General features: G+C 71.4%; 16 protein-coding genes. 12 read left to right on the forward strand and 4 right to left on the reverse strand.

Going from position 1 to position 18,842, the window contains the following annotated elements:
* Nucleotides 1–2,496, reverse strand: a 2,496-nt coding sequence (gene fxsT, locus ACLQ29_RS23225) for an FxSxx-COOH system tetratricopeptide repeat protein (protein WP_425773594.1), incomplete at its 3' end; no start/stop codon positions are given.
* A gap of 146 nt (nt 2,497–2,642) precedes the next feature.
* Between fxsT and ACLQ29_RS23230 the strand changes: the two genes are divergently transcribed.
* From ACLQ29_RS23230 to ACLQ29_RS23250, 5 genes are all read left to right on the forward strand, one after another.
* Nucleotides 2,643–4,469 (forward strand): alpha-galactosidase, encoded by a 1,827-nt coding sequence (locus tag ACLQ29_RS23230; protein ID WP_425773595.1) that lies wholly within the window; start codon nt 2,643–2,645, stop codon nt 4,467–4,469.
* 85 nt (nt 4,470–4,554) lie between these two features.
* On the forward strand, nt 4,555–6,759 hold the full coding sequence (locus tag ACLQ29_RS23235; RefSeq protein WP_425773596.1) for an FUSC family protein: 2,205 nt from the start codon (nt 4,555–4,557) through the stop codon (nt 6,757–6,759).
* A gap of 61 nt (nt 6,760–6,820) precedes the next feature.
* Nucleotides 6,821–7,429 carry a permease-like cell division protein FtsX gene (locus tag ACLQ29_RS23240; protein WP_425773597.1) on the forward strand — a complete coding sequence of 203 codons (609 nt, stop codon included), beginning with the start codon at nt 6,821–6,823 and terminating at the stop codon, nt 7,427–7,429.
* The gene (locus ACLQ29_RS23245; protein WP_425773598.1) at nt 7,429–7,965 is read left to right on the forward strand and encodes a SigE family RNA polymerase sigma factor; all 537 of its coding nucleotides are present in this window, start codon (nt 7,429–7,431) and stop codon (nt 7,963–7,965) included. Before ACLQ29_RS23240 ends, ACLQ29_RS23245 begins: the two co-directional genes overlap by 1 nt.
* A gap of 61 nt (nt 7,966–8,026) precedes the next feature.
* On the forward strand, nt 8,027–9,064 hold the full coding sequence (locus ACLQ29_RS23250; RefSeq protein ID WP_425773599.1) for an aminotransferase class V-fold PLP-dependent enzyme: 1,038 nt from the start codon (nt 8,027–8,029) through the stop codon (nt 9,062–9,064).
* Between the two features lie 6 nt (nt 9,065–9,070).
* On the opposite strand, the gene ACLQ29_RS23255 is transcribed toward ACLQ29_RS23250, so the two are convergent.
* Entirely contained in the window at nt 9,071–10,243 is a 1,173-nt protein-coding gene (locus ACLQ29_RS23255; RefSeq protein ID WP_425773600.1) for an acyl-CoA dehydrogenase family protein, read from the reverse strand.
* 166 nt (nt 10,244–10,409) lie between these two features.
* Between ACLQ29_RS23255 and ACLQ29_RS23260 the strand changes: the two genes are divergently transcribed.
* From ACLQ29_RS23260 to ACLQ29_RS23270, 3 genes are all read left to right on the forward strand, one after another.
* Entirely contained in the window at nt 10,410–11,066 is a 657-nt protein-coding gene (locus ACLQ29_RS23260) for a TetR/AcrR family transcriptional regulator C-terminal domain-containing protein (RefSeq protein WP_425773601.1), read from the forward strand.
* Between the two features lie 129 nt (nt 11,067–11,195).
* Nucleotides 11,196–12,650 (forward strand): aldehyde dehydrogenase family protein, encoded by a 1,455-nt coding sequence (locus ACLQ29_RS23265; RefSeq protein ID WP_425773602.1) that lies wholly within the window; start codon nt 11,196–11,198, stop codon nt 12,648–12,650.
* On the forward strand, nt 12,647–13,774 hold the full coding sequence (locus ACLQ29_RS23270) for an alcohol dehydrogenase catalytic domain-containing protein (protein WP_425773603.1): 1,128 nt from the start codon (nt 12,647–12,649) through the stop codon (nt 13,772–13,774). The genes ACLQ29_RS23265 and ACLQ29_RS23270 overlap by 4 nt, the downstream gene beginning before the upstream one ends.
* A gap of 39 nt (nt 13,775–13,813) precedes the next feature.
* Here the strand turns inward: ACLQ29_RS23270 and ACLQ29_RS23275 are convergent, their stop codons facing one another.
* Both ACLQ29_RS23275 and ACLQ29_RS23280 read right to left on the reverse strand, forming a co-directional pair.
* On the reverse strand, nt 13,814–14,560 hold the full coding sequence (locus ACLQ29_RS23275; RefSeq protein ID WP_425773604.1) for a phosphotransferase family protein: 747 nt from the start codon (nt 14,558–14,560) through the stop codon (nt 13,814–13,816).
* A gap of 115 nt (nt 14,561–14,675) precedes the next feature.
* Nucleotides 14,676–14,963: a hypothetical protein gene (locus ACLQ29_RS23280; RefSeq protein ID WP_393367772.1), complete on the reverse strand. Its 288-nt coding sequence runs from the start codon at nt 14,961–14,963 to the stop codon at nt 14,676–14,678.
* A gap of 142 nt (nt 14,964–15,105) precedes the next feature.
* On the opposite strand from ACLQ29_RS23280, the gene ACLQ29_RS23285 reads away from it, so the two are divergent.
* The 4 genes from ACLQ29_RS23285 (at nt 15,106) to ACLQ29_RS23300 (ending at nt 18,814) form a co-directional block, all read left to right on the forward strand.
* Nucleotides 15,106–15,471, forward strand: coding sequence for a PadR family transcriptional regulator (locus ACLQ29_RS23285; RefSeq protein ID WP_425773605.1), 366 nt, complete (start codon nt 15,106–15,108; stop codon nt 15,469–15,471).
* A complete protein-coding gene (locus ACLQ29_RS23290; RefSeq protein WP_425773606.1) occupies nt 15,468–16,844 on the forward strand; it encodes a permease prefix domain 1-containing protein in 1,377 nt (458 codons plus the stop codon). Before ACLQ29_RS23285 ends, ACLQ29_RS23290 begins: the two co-directional genes overlap by 4 nt.
* A gap of 139 nt (nt 16,845–16,983) precedes the next feature.
* Nucleotides 16,984–17,547: a TetR/AcrR family transcriptional regulator gene (locus ACLQ29_RS23295; RefSeq protein WP_425773607.1), complete on the forward strand. Its 564-nt coding sequence runs from the start codon at nt 16,984–16,986 to the stop codon at nt 17,545–17,547.
* Nucleotides 17,540–18,814 carry an FAD-dependent oxidoreductase gene (locus ACLQ29_RS23300; protein WP_425773608.1) on the forward strand — a complete coding sequence of 425 codons (1,275 nt, stop codon included), beginning with the start codon at nt 17,540–17,542 and terminating at the stop codon, nt 18,812–18,814. Before ACLQ29_RS23295 ends, ACLQ29_RS23300 begins: the two co-directional genes overlap by 8 nt.
* Nucleotides 18,815–18,842 lie beyond the last annotated feature (28 nt).

The raw sequence follows: 18,842 nt of genomic DNA on the forward strand, positions 1-18,842 counted from the left end.
GTGGTCGGGGCCGAGGACGCGTAGTTGGTCGGTGAGTAGTTCCGCGAAGGCGGTGATGGCGGTGTGGTGGTCGCCGGCTCTGCCTTTCCAAGTGGCGAGGTTGCTGCGGGTGCTAAGTGTGTCGGGGTGGTCGGGGCCGAGGACGCGCAGTCGGTCGGTGAGTAGTTCCTCGAAGGCGGTGATGGCGGTGTGGTCGCCGGTTTCGCCTTTCCAGGTGGCGAGGTTGCTGCGGGTGATGAGTGTGGCGGGGTGGTCGGGGCCGAGGACGCGTAGTTGGTCGGTGAGTAGTTCCGCGAAGGCGGTGATGGCGGTGTGGTGGTCGCCGGCCCTGCCTTTCCAGGTGGCGAGGTTGCTGCGGGTGGTCAGTGTGTCGCGGTGGTCGGCGCCGAGGACGCGCAGCCGGTCGATGAGCAGTTGGTCGAGCCCGGAAACGGCGGCGCTCAGGTTGCCGGTCTCGCCCCATACCGTGGCAATTTGGCCACGGGTATTCAATGTGTCCCGGTGGTCGGCACCGAGAACCTCGATACGGCGGGCCAGAAGGTCCTCGGCTCTGTCGATGCTCTCGTTCAGTCTTCCGAGGGCAGCTATGACGACTGTGTAGTCACTGGCGGAGCGCAGAGTGGCGGGGTCGTTGGGGCCAAGGGTCCTGCGCCGGCGGGCCAGGGTGTCCTCGGTGAGGTCGAGAGCTTCCCGGTCGCGCCCTTGATTGTGTAAGGCGTGTGCGAGTTCGGTCGCTGCCGTGAGAGTGTGTCGATCGTCGGGCCCCAGGTTTTGTCGCCATTTGTCGTAGAGATTGCGGGCGAGGCCGAAACCCGAGTCAGTGTTGCCGCTGTAGAGCAGATAGAGCATCGCGTCGCAGGCCGCATCGCGGACTTCGGCCTCCTCGGTTTCGCCCAGATCGAGGGCCAGCAGGTGCGGCATGAGCGTGGACCAGGCTGGCCACGTCGACGCGGAGGCCGGGTCGCCGGGGTGGCTGGCAGCCAACAGGCCGCCCGCCTGACGGCGGAGTTCAGCACGCGTGGCCGCATCGAGCTGACTGAGAACGAGCGTCTGCACCAGGCGATGCACCTGGATGCCGCGTTGTGACAGGCGGACCAGGTCGCCGAGCTGTGTTGTGGTCCGGTACAGCCGCATCGGGCTGACCACCACCGAACGCAGTGGTTCTTCAACGGCACCGGGTGCCGCGCTGAGCAACGCCATCGGGATGGGCTCGGACGCGAGGACGCAACAGAGGTGAAGCAGGGCCAGAGCCTCACCGCGATCGGCGAGCCCGTTGATCGAGACGCGCAGGGCCGCCGCGAGCGACCGCGGATAGGACCGTGGCAGACCTTCGTTGAGCACCTCGTCGGCATCGGTGTCCAGCACCTGCAGGTACAGCTCGGCGGGCATCGTGGACAGCACGGTGGCCGCCTGGACCAGCGCCAACGGAAGGTCACCCAGCTTGTCGGCGACCAGGTTGGCGTCCTCGGCCGACAACTCCGGGACTCGATTGCGCAGGAGCGTCACCGACTCTCGCCGCGTCAGCAGCTCGAGGTTCACCCGCGCGAACTCGGACCAGTCGCGGGACCGCGAGGTGATGAGGACGTGGCCGACGCCGGCGTGGACCCAGGGCTGGACGGCCTCCGCGGTCTCCGCGTTGTCGAACACCAGCAGCCATCGCTTCGGCTGCTGCAAGTGCCGCCGCAACGCGGGCAGTGCCCCCGCCTCGTCATGTTCGACGACCAGGCCCAGCTCGGCGGCGAGCGCGGTGAGCTGCGCCGGCACCAACTGCGGCTCCTCGGCGTTGATCCACACCACGAGGTCGTACTGGGCGGCGAACCGGTGGACGTACTCCACCGCGACCTGGGTCTTGCCGACCCCACCGAGCGGGACGCCCGACTGGACCACCACGGGTCGGCCCGGCCGGAGTTCTCGACGGACGGCGTCGAGGTCACGGTCCCGCCCGACGAAGTCCGCGTTGCGACTCGGGACCTGCCACAGCGTGGGCTGATGGCCCCCGGGCAGCCGGGGCGCCTCGGCTGCCGGTCGCTGCCGGGGCACCTGCGCGCCGGGAAAACCGGGCTCGGACGTGGGCCGTTGTGGCCCCCGCACCGCGTTGAGCAGGACCCGGTGCGCATCCTCGGCCGACCTTTCGGCCAGGCTCGGCGCGACGAGCGGGCGCAACACCGTGGGGAGAGTGACGTCTCCAAGGCGCAGCGGAATCAGTTTGCCCTGCCGGTCGCGCCCGGACATGACCGCCGTCCACTCATCGGTGGTGAACCGCTGGTGCTCGAAGTAGGCCTCGGAGAACAGCGCCACCATTCGGTCGGCCCGCTCCAACGCCTGGTTGATGCGCATCACCAAGTTGTCGCCGGCGGCCCAGTCCCACAGGTCCAGCTCGACCGCGTACCCGGCGTGTTCCAGTTGCCAGGCAACCCACTCCGCCCAGGCCCGGTCGGGGCCGGCGTAGGAAATGAACAGCTTTTCCCCGGTTGCGGCACTGGCTTCTGTTGTCACGCCAACAGACCTACCACAACACGATCAGCGATCCCATCGCACAGCTGTCGCTCTGCCGACACCGCGGTGCCTGGAGCGCCTTGCGCTTGACAGACAACGTGTGAGCGTTAACATCGACAATCACCACTGCCTGCCCGGGAGGTCCGATGACGCTCGTCCTCGCGCGTTCCACCGCACGTCGGATGGCCGGGCTCACGGCTCTGGTCGTGCTGCTCGCCGTCGGCCTCACCGTCATCTCCGGAAAGCCGGCAGCGGCGTGGGACAACGGCACGGCGGACACCCCGCCGATGGGCTGGAACAGCTACGACTCGTTCAACTGGCGCGTCACCGAGTCCGACGTCCGGGCCAACGCCGACTACATGCGCGACAACCTGCGCCAGCACGGCTGGCAGTACGTCGTCATCGACTGGGCCTGGTACTACCCGGGCCAGCACAACAACAGCCCCAACCAGGACGCCAACCTCAACCCCCGGCTGCGGATGGACGCCAACGGGCGGTTGCTGCCGGACACCACACGGTTTCCCTCGGCGGCGGGCAGCAACGGGTTCAAGCCCCTCGCCGACTACGTGCACGCCCAGGGGTTGAAGTTCGGCGTCCACCTGATGCGCGGCATTCCCCGGCAGGCGGTCGCCGACAACGTGCCGATCCTCGGCACCAACTGCCGAGCCAACCAGATCAACAACACCACCACCGCGAACTGGCTCAACCTGATGTGGGGCCTGAACATGTCGAACGCCTGCGCGCAGGCGTACCTGGACTCGGTCTTCCAGCTTCTGGCCGAATGGGGTGTCGACTTCGTGAAGGTGGACGACATCGCCGCCCCGACCTACCGGCAGGCCGAGGTCGAGGGTTACCGGACCGCGATCCAGCACAGCGGTCGGCCGATGGTGCTGAGCCTCTCGCCCGGCGCGACACCGCTGGCCAGCGGCGGGCACGTGCGGGACAACGCGCACATGTGGCGCATCGTCAACGACCTGTGGGACAACTGGTCGTCGCTCGACGCGCTCTTCGACCAGTTGCGCAACTGGACGCCGTACCGGACGACTGGTGCCTGGCCCGATCCGGACATGATCCCGATCGGGCGGCTGTCGAAGTACGGCCCGGTCGGCTCACCTCGCTACTCCGCGCTCACCGCCGACGAGCAGCGGACCCTCATGACCCTCTGGGCGATCAACCGGGCGCCGCTGATGTGGGGCGGCAACCTGGTCGAGAACCGCGCCGCCGAGCTGGCGTTGATGACGAACGCGGCGGTGCTCGCCGTCGACCAGAACAGCGCCAACAACCGGCAGCTCGTCGGCGGCACCCGGCAGGTGTGGACCGCCGACGTGCCGGGCACCGACCACCGGTACGTGGCCCTGTTCAACCGCGAGAGCGCCACCGCGAACGTCTCGCTGAACCTGGCCGACCTGGGCATCGGCTCCGCCACCGTCACCGACCTGTGGTCCGGCACTGGCCTCGGCACCGCCACCGGCACCCTCACCCGGTCCATCCCCGCCCACGGTAGCGGGCTGTACCGGCTGGCGCCGCTGACCACCACCCCCACGCCCACCACCTACACGGTGGCCGCCCGGCACAGCGGCAAGCTCCTCGACGTCTCCAACGCGTCCACCTCGGACGGCGCGAACGTGGTGCAGTGGGGCGCGAACGGGCAGGCCAACCAGCGGTGGCGGTTCTCCGACACCGGTGGCGGCTACTCCACTGTGACGAGCCTCAGCAGCGGCAAGTGCCTCGACGTGTACGGCGGCGCGAGCGCCACCGCCGACGGCGTCCGGGTCATCCAGTGGGCCTGCAACGGTGGCACCAACCAGCAGTGGCTCGTCGAGGATCTCGGCACCGGCTACGTCCGGCTCGTCGCCCGCCACAGCGGGAAGTGCCTGGACGTGCTGAACGCCGCCACGGCCGACGGCGCTCAGGCCGTGCAGTGGACCTGCGGCACCGGCGCCAGCCAACAATGGCGGCGCACCACCGTGTAGCGCTCGGCGGCGGCGTGCCCGCCGCCTCGCGGTGAATGGTCCGCGAAACCCGCCGCCACCAGCGGGTCCGGAGCGAGAATGAGGGGTGCCGCGACGAACCGGGGGAGCAGGCGTACGGGCGACCGGTGTCCTCGGTCGGCTCCGCCGCCGTGACCCGGGCGATGCCGTCCTGCGGCGGGCGGCACGGCTGACACTCGTCGCGTCCGTCGTCTTCTACGGCTGCCGCTACGGCGCGGGCAGCTCGGTGCTCGCCACCTACGGCCTGTTCGGCACGATCGCCGCCGGGTCGTTCGCGCAGTTGCCCGGGCCGGCGCCGCAACGGGCGCGGATCCTCGTCACGGCACTGCCGGCCGCCTGGGCGCTGATCGCCGTCGGCTCGTTGTTGGCGTGGAGCACGTGGTCGGCGGCCGGCGGGATGCTTGTCGTCGGGTTCGTCGTGGCGTTCGCCGGGGTGGGCAACCCGCGTCTGGTGGGGTTGGCCAGCGCGTTCCAACTCTTCTACATCCTGGCGTCCTTCCCGCCGTACCAGCCGGGCACCCTGCCGGAGCGCCTCGGCGGCGTCACGCTCGCCGTCGTGCTGCTCGCCGCGGCGGAGGTGCTCCTCTGGCCTGATCCGGTGCCGGTCTCCTACCGACAGCGCCTCGCCGTCGCGGCGGACGGCGTCGCGGCGTTCCTCGACGTCGCCGCCGAGAGGTTTACCGACCCGTACGCCGGTCCGGGTGGTCAGGACCCGCGGCGCGAGCGCGCGTACGACCTGGTGGCCGCCATCGCACTGGACCGCAACCCGCCGGAGTGGGCACCGAGCGCGGCGGGCGCACAGGATCGGGCGTTGCGGATCTGCGCGTCCGCGCTCCGCGAGGCGCTCGCCGAGGCGGACCGGTTGGCGACGGACGCGCCAGCCGTACCGATTGCGGATCTGGCGGCGACGGGGCTGCTGCGCTCGTGCGCGGTGACGACGCGCGCCGCCGGCCGGACCCTGACACCGGACGCCCCCCCGGTGAGCCTCGACGACCTGGACGCCGCCATCGGGCGAGCCGAGACGGCGTACCTCGCCGGAGAGGGCGACGGCCACCACCCGCCGGACGTGTCCCGGTTGTGCCGGGACGCGACGGCGCTGGCCCTCGCCGACCAGACCCGGGTCTTCGCCGTCGGCGTCCGGGTGGCCACCGGGTCGCGGCCCGAGGGCGAGGACGCCCGGACGGGGCTCTTCGCGTACGCGGGGCACAGCCCGTGGCGGCTGTACTGGTGGCAGTTCCGCTCCCACCTGGCACCCCGCTCAGCCCACCTGCACAGCTCTCTCCGGGTGGCCGTGGCGCTCACCATCGCCCGGGTCGCCGCCGGGGTGCTGAACCTGACCCACGGTTTCTGGGTGCTGCTGGCCACCCTGACCGTCCTGCGTACCTCGGCCGCCGACACCCGCACCGCCCTGCGGCCGGCCGTGCTGGGCACGATCGTCGGCGCCGTCGTCAGCGGCGGGCTGATGCTCGTCGTCGACAAGCCGATCGTGTACGCCGTCGTCCTGCCGGTCACCCTGATGCTGGCCTTCGGCGTCGGCCGCCTGCTCGGTCCGGTGTGGCAGCAGGCGCTGCTCACCCTGCTGCTGACCGTCGTCTTCGCCCAGCTCAGCACCGAAGGGTGGCGGCTCGCCGAGACCCGCCTCGTCGACGTGCTGCTCGGCGCGGTGATCGGCGTGCTCGCCGGGGTGGCGATGTGGCCGCGCGGCGCGAGCCACGACCTGCGGCACAACGCGACAGGCTATCTGGGGGCCAGCGCGGATGCCGTCGAGCAGACCGTGCTGGCGATCCTCGGCAACGCTCCGGCTCCCGACCGTGCCCTCGACCGGGTCCGGCGCCGAATGATCCTCGTCGACTCGTCGTACTGCCAGTACCACTCGGAGCGGCACCATCCGCACCGACAGCAGGTGAACTGGGACGCCGTCCTGAGCGCCGGGCACCACGTGGTGCCCGGCGCGGAGTCGCTGCTGCGCCGTAACCCGCCCGGCTGCCTCGCCGGCTGGCCGGCGGCGGCGACCCTGCTGCGGGACTCGGCCGCGCGCCTGCGCTCGGCGTACGACGACGTCGCTCGCGAGGTGGCACACGACCGGGCCGCGGGCCCGACGTCCGACCCGACCGGCGGTTGCGCCGACGAACTGGACCGGGTCCGTCCACTGCTCGGCGGGAAGGACCCGCGGTCGGTCCGGCATCTCGTGGAGGTCGACAGGTGGCTCACCGGCCTCGCGGCCAGCCTCGCCCGAATCCGTCCACCGGCGGGCGACGAGACTTCGGTGTGACCGATCCGGTGCCCCAACCAGTCATGGAGTGTGGAAGTCCACCGGACCACGGGAGTGAATCATGGATCAGAACCTGCGGGTGCTCTTCGACCGGGCGATCGTCGACGAGCCCGCACTGCCGTCGACAGACCTGGCCGGCGCGGCGATGGTCGCGGGCACCGGCCTGCGTCGACGCCGACAGCGCCTGGTGACGGCGGGCGCGGCAGCCGTGGCCGCCATCGCGGCGGTCGGGGTGGTGAACGTGGCGGCACCGCCGCAACAGGCCCCGGAACCGACGATCGTGCCGGCGGCGTTCGGCATGCTGGTGAACAAGGTGTGCGAGTTTCCCGCCCGGACGACCGTGACAGACGCTGTGGTCTTCCTGGCCGACAACGTCACCGATCAGCAGCGCGACGAGGTCAAACGTGCGTTGAACGCGGATCCGGCGGTCCGTACCGTGGTGTTCAAGAGTCGCGAGGAGGCGCTGGCGACGTTCCAGAAGATGTACGCGGACGCGCCCGATCTTGTCGCCAGCGTCAAGGCCAGTCAATTTCCGGAGTCGTACCGGATCACCCTCGTCGCGCGGGAGCAGTTCGCCAGGCTGAGCGTCCCGGTCGAACGCATGCCCGGGGTCGACGAGATCATCGGCATCGACTGCCCGGCCGGCACGAACGCGTCGGCGGTCGACTGATGGCGGGTGTCCGCTGGGGCGCGGCCCGACGGCGCGAGCAGACCGCACGGCAGGCGGAGTTCACCGCCTTCGTCGAGACCACCGCGCCGAGACTGCGACGGACCGCGTACCTGATGTGCCGCGACTGGCACCTGGCGCAGGACCTGACCCAGACCACCTTCGCGAAGATGTACGCGAACTGGGGCCGGATCCGGCACACCACGAACCTCGACGCGTACAGCCGGCGCGTCCTCATGAACGTCGTGTTCGACCAGGCGAAGCGGCGCAGCGCCACCGAGCTCGTGCTGGCCGAGCTGCCCGAGGCGTCGCCCCAACGGCCCGACGACACCGCGGAGTTGCACGTCACCCTGCTGCGGGCGCTTGCCACCCTGCCCCTTCGCGACCAGGCCATCGTCGTGCTCCGGCACTGGGAGGACCAGAGCGTCGAGGCCGTGGCCAGCACCCTCGGCGTCTCCGTCTCGGTGGTCAAGACGCAGAACGCCCGCGCGCTGACCAGGTTGCGGGCGGTGCTCGGCCAGGACTTCGTCCGGGTCTGAGAGGCCGCCGATCGCCGATTGGCCGTGCCCGTCCGACGCCGCCTGGCCTAGCGTCGACGAGATGGAGATCGAGCAGGCGCAGAAGCTGTGGCAGCCGGAGCCCGGCTGGTTGAACACCGCGTCCTACGGGTTGCCGCCCGAGCCGGCGTGGACGGCACTACAGGACGCGCTGGGCGCGTGGCGGGTCGGCCGCACGTCGTGGGAGGGCTGGGGCGAGTCGGTGCACACCTCCCGTGTGGCGTTCGCCGGCCTGATCGGGGTGCCGGCCGATGACGTCGCGGTGGGCGCGGCCGTGTCGCAGATCCTCGCGCCGGTCGCGGCGGCCCTGCCGGCCGGGGCGACTGTGGTCGTCCCCGAGGTCGAGTTCACCTCGAACCTGTTTCCGTGGCTGGTGCAGGAGGAACGCGGCGTCACGGTTCGTACGGTGCCGGTGGGCGCTCTGGTCGAGGCCATCGACGCCGACACCGACGTGGTCGCGTTCAGCCTGGTGCAGTCGGCCGACGGGGCGGTGGCGGCGTACGACGAGATCGTGGACGCGGCCCGCGCGCACGGCGCGTTGGTGGTGGTGGACGCGACCCAGGCGTGCGGCTGGCTGCCGTTCGACGGGAGCCGGGCCGACGTGGTGGCCGTGGGGGGCTACAAGTGGCTGATGAACCCGCGCGGCACCGCGTTCGCCTATCTGGCTCCGGCGTTGCGTGACCGGCTGCGCCCGGACGCCGCCGGGTGGTACGCGGGCCGCGACCTACACGCCTCCTACTACGGTCCGCCGCTGCGGCTGGCCGACGACGCCCGCCGGTTCGACATCTCACCGGCCTGGTTCAGCTGGGTCGGCGCGGCGCCCGCCCTGGAGTTGGTCGCCGAGATCGGCGTGCCGGCGATCCGGGAGCACGACGTGGCGTTGGCCAACCGGTTCCTGGCCGGGCTGGGCCGACCGCCGGGGGAGAGCGCCATCGTCAGCGTGGACGTGCCGGACGGGGAGCAGCGCCTCGCGGCGGCCGGGATCCGCGCGGCGGTCCGGGCCGGACGCGTCCGTGCCTCCTTCCACATCTACTCCACGGAGGCCGACGTGGACGCGGCGCTGGAGGCGTTGACGGGATGACCCACCTCAGGCGAGGTGACCACCGATCTTCGTGTAGCCGCGCAGCAGATCCCGCGAGATGATCAGCCGCTGCATCTCGTCGGTGCCCTCGAAGATCCGGTAGAGCCGGACCTGCCGGTACCAGCGCTCGATGGGCAGCTCACGGGTGTAGCCCATGCCGCCGTGGATCTGCAGCACCCGGTCGACCACCCGGTTGACCATGCCGGCGCCGTAGAGCTTGCCCATCGACGACGCGTGCCGGGGATCCAGGCCCTGATCGACGGTCCACGCCGAGCGCAGCACCAGCCACCGGGCCGCCTCCAGCTCGGTCTCCGAGTCGGCGATCATCCACTGGATGGCCTGGTTGGTGCCGATCTTCGCGCCGAAGGTCTCCCGGGTGTTGGCGTAGTCGATGGCCATCTGCAGGACCCGCTCGGCGATGCCGATGGCGTGCGACGGGATGGTGTAGCGGCCCTTGCCGATCCACTCCATGCCCAGCGTGAAGCCCTGCCCGATCTCGCCGAGGATGTTGCGGTGTGGCACGCGGACACCGTCGAAGATGAGCGACGCGGGCCCGCCCTCACCCATCGTCTGGATGAACTCCGAGCGCCAACCCATCGTCCGGTCCACCAGGAAGGCGGTCGCCCCACCGTTGCGGGCGCCCTTCTCCCGGTCGGTGACCGCGACCACGATGGCGAAGTCCGCGTCGTGACCGCCGGTGATGAAGGTCTTCTCGCCGTCCAGGACCCAGTCGTCGCCGTCGCGGCGCGCGGAGAGCCGGATGTTCGCGGCGTCCGAGCCGGCCCCCGGCTCGGTGATGGCGAAGCAGGAGCGCCGCTCGCCCTCGATGGTCGGGATGAGGAACTCCCGCTTCTGCTCCTCGGTGGCGTGGAACAGGATGTTGTCGGCCTCGCCGCCGAAGCGGAACGGCACGAACGTGCGGCCCAGTTCCGTCCAGATCAACGACTGGAGTACGGCCGGCAGGTTCATCCCGCCGTACTCCTCGGGGGTGGCCAGGCCCCAGAAGCCGAACTTGCGGGCCTTGAGTTGCAGTTCGCGCACCTCGGAGTGGTCCAAACCCGGCTGGTGCGCCCGCTCCCGGCGGAGCACCTCGGCTTCCAGGGGCATCACCTCGCGGCTGATGAACGACCGGACGGTGTCCCGCACCGCCCGCTCCTCGTCGGTAAGCGAGAAATCCACTGTGGTCCTCCTGGCGTCGGAGCTGCCGGTCACCCTTAAACTAGCGGTGTAAGTTTTCATTCGTCCAGACCCCTCGTGGAGACGCCTACCCGCCCCTGGTCAGCGATAGGGTGCGTGAACCTGTGCTTCCCACGGGGAGGGACGCCGCACACCGAGGAGGTCTGACGTGCCCCGACCTCTACGGCCGCTGCTCACCCGCGACCGGATCGTCGAGACGGCGCTCGCGCTCATCGACGCCGACGGGCTCGGCGCGCTCTCCACCCGCCGACTCGCCGCCGCCCTGGGGGTGCAGGGCCCCTCGCTCTACAACCACTTCGCCACCAAGGACGAGATCCTCGACGCGGTCGCCGACACGGTCACCGGCGCCGTCGACACCAGCGGCTTCGCCAGCCGGGACTGGGCCGCCGCGCTGCGCGACTGGGCCTGGTCGTACCGGCGGGCGCTCACCGCGCACCCGAACATCGTGCCGTACCTGGCGCAGGGTCCAGGCCGCCGACCGGCCGCGCTGACCATGGCCGACGCCGTCTACGGCGGTCTGGTACGCGCCGGCTGGCCGCCCGCCCGCGCCACCCACATCGGGGCCGCCCTGCGGTACTTCGTGGCCGGGTCGGCGCTCGGCTCGTTCGCCCGGGGCTTCGTCGAGGACCCGGAGCTGTACGCCGCGCACTACCCGCACCTGCGGCAGGCGCACCGGCTCGCCGAGCACCAGCAGAGCGTGGACGAGGGCGCCTTCGCCCTCGGCCTGGACGCGTTGCTGCACGGTCTGGCCGCCGAGTACGCCCGCAGCGTCGGCACGGTGGAGTCCGGGCGGCCCAACGGGTAGCGTCCGAACTCCCAGCGCTAGTTTCATCGCCCGCCGCGACCCCGTCGCCATCGCCCGCCGCGACCCCGTCGCCATCGCCCGCCGCGACTCCGTCGCCATCGCCCGTCGACCACCCCCCGAAGGGACGCCATGGACCTCGCCGCCCCGCCGTCGCAGCTGCCCGACACCCTGCGCCACCGGCGTCACCTGCACATCGGCGGCGAGTGGACCTCTCCCGCCGGCACCGACGTGCTCGACGTGGAGAATCCGAGCACCGGTGAGCTGGTCGGGCAGGTGCCCGCCGGCACCCCGGCCGACGTGGATCGCGCCGTCGCCGCGGCCCGTGCCGCCTTCCCCGGCTGGGCGGCCACCGCTCCTGCCGAGCGTTCCGCCCACCTCGACCGGCTGCACACCGCGCTCGCCGCCCGCGCCGACGATCTCGCCCGTACCATCGCCGTGGAGCTGGGCTCGCCGCTCCGGTTCGCCACCCGGGTCCAGGTCGGGCTGCCGTTGACAGTGCTGCGTGACCACGTCGCGCTCGCCGCCCGACCACCCGTCGAGGAGAGCATCGGCAACTCACTCGTCGTCCGCGAGCCGATCGGCGTGGTCGGCGCGATCACCCCGTGGAACTATCCGCTGCACCAGGTGCTGGCGAAGCTGGCGCCCGCGCTGGCCGCCGGCTGCACTGTGGTGCTCAAGCCCAGTGAGCTGACCCCGTTGACCGCGTACCTGCTGTTCGACGCGGTCACCGAGGCCGGCCTGCCGCCGGGGGTGCTCAACCTGGTCCCCGGCACCGGGCCGACGGTCGGCGAGGCCCTGGCCGGGCACCCCGACGTCGACCTGGTCTCGTTCACCGGCTCCACCGCCACCGGCGCCCGGATCATGCGGGTCGCCGCCGACCGGATCGCCCGGGTCGCGCTGGAGCTGGGCGGCAAGTCCGCGAACGTGATCCTGCGCGACGCCGACCTGGCCGGCGCGGTAAAGGTGGGCGTCGGCAACGCCCTGCTCAACTCCGGGCAGACCTGCACCGCGTGGACGCGGATGCTCGTGCACCGCGACCGGTACGCCGAAGCACTCGACCTGGTCGCCACGGCGGTGGCCGGCTACCGGCTCGGCGATCCGTTCGATCCGGCCACGCGGCTCGGCCCGCTGGTCTCCGCCGCCCAGGTCGAGCGGGTACGCGGCCACGTCGACCGGGCCCTCGCCGACGGCGCCCGGCTGGTCGCCGGCGGCCCGGACGCTCCGGTGCCGGCCCGGGGGCACTTCGTCGCCCCGACCGTCTTCGCCGACGTGCACCCCGACAGCGCGCTCGCCCAGGAGGAGGTCTTCGGCCCGGTCCTCGCCGTCCTCCCGTTCGACGACACCGACGAGGCGGTCGCCATCGCCAACAACTCCCGCTACGGGCTGGCCGGCGCGGTCTGGTCCGCCGACACCGAGGCCGCGCTCGCGGTGGCCCGGCGGCTGCGCACGGGCGCGGTCGACATCAACGGCGCTCCGTTCAATCCGCTCGCCCCGTTCGGCGGCTACAAGCAGTCCGGCCTGGGCCGGGAGCTGGGCGTGCACGGGCTCGCCGAGTTCTGCGAGCTGAAGGCGATCCAGCGATGAGCGCCCCCGAGCGGTCCCCGGCCGGGCCGGGCCGCGGCGAGCCGGTCACCGTCCGCGCGCTTGTCGCGCGCGGTGCCGGTGCCGAGCTGCGCATCGAGCGGGTACGCCTGCCCGCGCCGGGCCCCGGCGAGGTGCGGGTGACGATCCGCGCCGCCGGCGTCTGCCACTCCGACCTGTCCATGGTGAACGGCACCATCGCGGCGAGATTCCCGCTGGTGCTCGGGCACGAGGCGACCGGCGTGATCGCCGAGGTCGGGCCGGGCAGCGGGCTGCGGGTCGGCACCCCGGTGGTGCTCAACTGGGCGCCGGCCTGTCGGGCCTGCTGGTGGTGCCGCAACGGCGAGCCGTGGCTCTGCGCCGACACCACGGCCCCGACCGTGCCGCGCGGCGAAACCGACGACGGCCAACCGCTGCACCTGACCCTCGGCCTCGGCGCGCTCGCCGAGGCGGTGGTGGTGCCCGAGAACGCCGTCATCCCGATCCCCGCCGGCCTGCCTCCGGAGCGGGCCGCGCTGCTCGGCTGCGCGGTGCTCACAGGTGTCGGCGCGGTTCACAACACGGCCCGGGTCGCGCCCGGCGAGTCGGTCGCGGTGATCGGGCTCGGCGGGGTCGGGCTCGCCGTGCTCAGCGCCGCCCGCCGGGCCGGCGCCACGACGATCCTCGCGGTCGACGTCGCCGAGGCCAAACGGGACCTGGCGCTCGCCGCCGGCGCGACCGACTTCCTGCTCTCCGACGACCGGCTCTCCAAGGAGGTACGGGCGCGCACCGAGGGTCGGGGCGTCGATCACGCCTTCGAGTGCGTCGGCCGCGCCGCCACCATCCGCGCTGCCTGGCGGCTGACCCGGCGCGGGGGAGTGGTGACGGTGGTCGGCATGGGCGCCAAGGACGACATGGTCAGCCTCGGCGCGCTGGACATCTTCCACTCCGCCCGCACCCTGCGCTCCTCGGTGTACGGCTCGTCCGACCCGGAGCGGGACGTGCCGGTGCTGGCCGCCGAGCTGGCCGACGGCGCGCTGGATCTGCGCGTGCTGGTCAGCGGGACGTTCCCGCTGGACGAGGCGCCCACGGCGTTCGCCCGGCTGGCACGCGGCGAGGGCGCCCGCTGGGTGGTCACACTGGACTGAGTCGGGTGGGTCGGCCGCGACCGCTCCACCTGACGCGCGTCACATCCGCGCCCGCAGCACGTCGACCTCGCAGCCTGGCGAGGAGGGGTCGAAGCCGTGCTCGGCCAGCCAACGGATCGCCAGCAGGCTGCGCAACGACCACCACGCCCGGATCACGTCGAGGTCGACGTCGGCGCCGTAGCCGGCCAGGACGTCGCCGAGGTGCTCCTCGTGCCCGAGCGTCAACGTGGCGAGGTCGAAGAGGGCGTCGCCGGGCCCGGCCTCGGACCAGTCGAGCACGCCGGTGATCTCGTCACCGTCGACGAACACGTGGACGATCTGCAGGTCGCCGTGCGCGAAGACCGGGGTCCACGGGCGGAGCGCCGCCTCGGCGATCTGACGGTTGCGGGTGACCAGGTCGGTGGGGAGCACGCCGTTGCTGACGAGCCACGCGCACTCGGCGTCGAGCCGGGCGGCCAACTCGTCGCGGCCCCGGCCCGGCCAGGGCGGGAGCGGCGCGTCGTGCAGCGTACGAGCGGCGGCGCCGGCCGCGGCCCACGCCGCCGGCGACGCGGTCGACGGCTCGCCGAGGCGACCGAGCGCCGCACCGGGCAGGGCGGCCAGCGCGAGCACGGGCGGCCGGTGCCAGCGGACCTCGGGGGTGGGGACCGGCGCCAGCGCCATCGCCGCGACCTCGACGTCGGTACGCCCCGGGTCAGCGTCGATTTTCAGGAAGACGTCGCCGACGCGCAGGGTCGCGCGTTCCTGATGGGCGACGACGACTTCGACCTCCGGCACAGCGGCCATTGTCGCGCCCGACCCATCGACAGCCCAGCGTTTCTATTCGGCGACAGGCCCAGGTGGTCAGGCGCCCCGGGCCGACCCCAAACGGGGGGGCAACCCTGGGCGCCCGTGCGACAGGTCAGAAGGGTGGTGCGTCCTCGCCCATCAGCGCCAGGACGACGCCGCCCTTGCCGCTCTTGAGGCCCTGGACCACGACTTTGCCGGTGCTGCCGTCGGGCAGCTCCAGGGTGAAGGTCTTTCCGATCGCGTTCTTGGGGCCGTTGCCGGCGCTGTTGGCGGGTCGGAAGTCGCCTGCCCACGGCGGGGTTCCGCCCTTGCGGGCCGGTTCGGCGAATAGCGCGGCGGTCCCGGGAGTGCGGGTGCCGTCTGCGGAGAGGAGCACTGAGGCGCTGCGAAAGGTAGCCATATGCGCCAAGGCTAACCCGGACCGTGCCCGTTCGGGGCACCACAGCCGCCCGTGCCGGCAATTCGGACACCACCCGTTACCGGTGAAGCCATACCTAGCAGTACGATGCATCGTACTTCTAGGGTTACGGGTGGGAGGCTTCATGAAAGTCGCCAAGGATCTGGTCGCCGCCTCGGCGACACCGATGGTGCTCGGCATCCTGGCCGAGGGTGACAGCTACGGCTACGCCATCCTCCGACGGATCAACGAGCTGTCCGGGGGTGAGCTGGACTGGACCGAGGGGCTGCTCTACCCGTTGCTGCACCGGCTTGAGCGCCTCGCCTATCTCGAGTCGAGCTGGCAGGCGGTCGCCGGTGAGCGCAGGCGCAAGTACTACCGCATCACGGACCGGGGTCTTGCCGAGCTGGCCGAGCAGCGCCGGCAGTGGGACACGGTCGTGGGCGCGCTCAGGGAGATCTGGCACGACCGCGCGCCGCTGACGGCGCACCCGCTGGGGGGCCTCGCATGACGACACACGACGGGCCGGAGGAGCTGGAAGCGCAGTTCGCGCAGTGGCGTCAGTACGTGCTGCGCCGCAGGGAGCTGCAAGCGGTGGACGCCGACGAGCTGGAAGACCACCTTCGCGGCTCCGTGGACGAGCTCATCGCCGCTGGCCTGAGCCCGGACGAGGCGTTCCTGGTCGCGGTGAAACGGATGGGCAGCCTCGACGACCTCTCCCGCGAGTTCGCCCGGGAGCATTCGGATCGTCTGTGGAAGCAGTTGGTGCTGACCGGCGACTCCGACAGCCCGGCCGCCGGCACGCGCTCCCGCCGCACCCTGTGGGTCATGCTCGGCTGCGCGGCGGGCGCGGTGGTGTCCGTCAAGGCGCCCGCGCTGTTCGGGCTGAGCTTCGACGACGACGGCTCGTTCTACGCCCGGAACGCCACCCTGTTCGCGCTGCCCTGGCTGGCGGCGTTCCTGGCCTGGCGCCGGCAGGCCCGACCGGCGGTGATCGCGGTGCTGGTGGCGCTGTTCGCCCTCGGCGCCGTGGCGGCCAACGCCTACTCCCTGGCGGACGACTCGCAGTCCGTGGTCGTCACCGGCGTCCACCTGCCCATCGCTCTCTGGCTCGTGGTCGGTCTGGCCTACGTCGCCGACGACTGGCGCTCGTCTCGTCGACGCATGGACTTCATCCGCTTCACCGGCGAGTGGTTCATCTACTTCGTGCTGATGGCTCTCGGCGGCGGCGTGCTCGCCGCGTTCCTGTTCAACACCTTCGCGGCCATCGGAATCGTCCCGGAGGCGTTCGTCTCGCAGTGGCTCCTGCCCTGCGGCGCCGCGGCCGCGGTCGTGGTGGCCGGGTGGCTGGTCGAGGCCAAGCAGAGCGTCGTCGAGAACATCGCGCCGGTGCTGACCCGGCTGTTCACGCCGCTCTTCACGGCCGCCCTGCTCGCCTTCCTCGTCGCCGTGGTCTGGACCAGCCACGGCATCGACGTCGAGCGCGAGGCGTTGATCCTGTTCGACCTGTTGCTGGTCGTGGTGCTGGGGCTGCTGCTCTACTCCCTCTCGGCCCGTGATCCGCTGGCCCCGGCCGGCCCGTTCGACAAACTCCAACTCGCGCTCGTGGTCAGTGCGTTGGCCATCGACGTGCTGGTGCTGCTGGAGATCACCGGGCGCATCACCGACGAGTACGGCAGCACACCCAACCGGGCGGCCGCGCTCGGCGAGAACCTGATCCTGCTGGTCAACCTCGCGTGGTCGGCGTGGCTCCTGTTGACCTTCATCCGTCGGCGTACGCCGTTCGCCACGCTCGAACGGTGGCAGACCGGCTACCTGCCGGTGTACGCGGCGTGGGCCTGGATCGTGGTCCTCGTCTTCCCGCCGTTGTTCAGCTACGCCTAGTCGCGCTCGACTTTGTACGGCCGGTCCGACCCGGCGCCGTCCGACCCGGGTCGGACGGCGCCCACCAACCATGTGGTTGACACGTGGTCCCACAGATGCTGAACTATCAACCAACCACTTGGTTGGGGATGGGCTGAGGATGACTGAACAGCTCGACCGTCGGCAGGCGCTGGTGCACGCGGCCTTCTCGGCGATCGCAGAAAGCGGCTTCGAGGGGTTCCGGCTGCGACCGATCGCCGCCGCGGCAGGCATCGACCACTCCACCCTGCACCACTACTTCCGGACCAAGGCCGATCTGATCGCCGCGGTGCTCGAGCACGTGACAAGCCAATTCGAGGCGACGATGCACAACGATCTGGAACCCGCCGCCCGGTTGCGGCGCCACCTCAGTGAGATCGCCGCGGCCGTCGCGCAACGACCCGAGTTGTTCGTCGTGCTCGATGAGCTCGATCTCCGCGCGCGACGTGACGGGTCCACCGGGGCCGACATCGAGCGCGACGAACAGGGTTGGCGCGACGCGCTTTCGGCGATCTTCACCGAAGGCATCGAGCACCAGGTCTGGTCGGTGAACCTCGACGTCGCTGCCAGCGTCGAGCTGGTGATCGCCACCGTCAAGGGCATTCGCCTGCGTCCGGAGAAGGCCGAGTCGGTTGTCAACCAACTGTGCGACCTCTTCTCACCAGAAAGGCTCACGCATGATTGACGTACTCATCGTCGGCGGTGGCATCGGCGGCCTCGCGCTCGCCCAGGGTCTGCGCAAAAACGGCAGCACCGTCGCCGTGTACGAGCGGGACCGGCGCCGCGACGACCGGGCGGACCGCTATCGGCTGGCGATCAACCCGGCGGGCAGCCGGTCGCTGCGTGCCTGCCTGCCCGACCGACAGTGGCAGGCGTTCACCGACACCACGGGCCGCCCCGGCGGCGGTTTCGGCTTCCTGGGCACGGACCTGCGCACGCTGGTCCTCGTCGAGGACGCGCTCATGTATCCCGAGGATCCCGACCCCGCGGAACGGGCCTACCCGGTCGACCGTCAGACGCTGCGCGGCGTTCTCCTCGACGGACTCGACGACACCGTCCACTACGACAAGACATTCGACAGCTACGAGCTCGCCGCGGACGGTCGCCCCACCGCGCACTTCGCCGACGGGACGTCCGTCACCTGCGACGTCCTGGTCGGCGCCGACGGAATCAATTCCCGGGTACGCGCGCAGTACCTGCCGACCGCAACCCAGCGGGACACCGGAGCGGTGGGAGTCGGGCTCAAGTTGCCGCTGAACGACGACACCCGAGCCTGGTTGCCCGCCCGGCTGGCCCACGGCATGAACCTCGTGCTGACCGGTGCGCCGTACTTCCTTTTCACCTCCGTGTTCGAACGCCAGCAGCCGGTGGGGGACGACTATCTGCTGTGCGCGTTCGTCGCCCGTAACGAACTGTTCCCCTCACGTCCGGAGCGCCTCGACGGCACGCAGTTGAAGTCCTACGTCGCCGGGCTGATCACGGACTGGCACCCCGCGCTCCGCCAACTGATCGCCGCGTGCCCACCGGAGGACGTGAGCGCGTTTCCGTTCCAGGCGTCCGACCGTCCCGCGCCCTGGGCGCCCTCGCGGGTCACCGTGCTCGGCGACGCCGTGCACGGCATGCCACCGGCGGGCGGTAACGGCGCCAACACCGCACTGCGCGACGCCGCCCTGCTCACCCGTCAGTTGTCGCTGGCCGGCACCGGCCGCCTGCCGCTGCCGGACGCGATCGGCGAGTACGAGACCGAGATGCGCGAGTACGGATTCCAAGCCGTCGACCTGGCGCTGCGGACCCTCCAACAGGGCATGACGAGCAACCCGGTGAACGTGGGCCTGACCCGGGGTTGGTTCAGCCTCTGCGACGTCGTGTCACCGCTGCGCCGAATGACCTTCGGTCCGAGCTGGGCCAAGATCAGCGCTCCTCGTCCCTGGGAGCGGGCCGTCGCCAGCTGACGAGCCGTTCCGCTCGGCAGCCGGGGCG

Source organism: Micromonospora sp. DT228 (assembly GCF_049841595.1).
In the GTDB taxonomy this organism is placed as follows: Bacteria; Actinomycetota; Actinomycetes; order Mycobacteriales; family Micromonosporaceae; genus Micromonospora.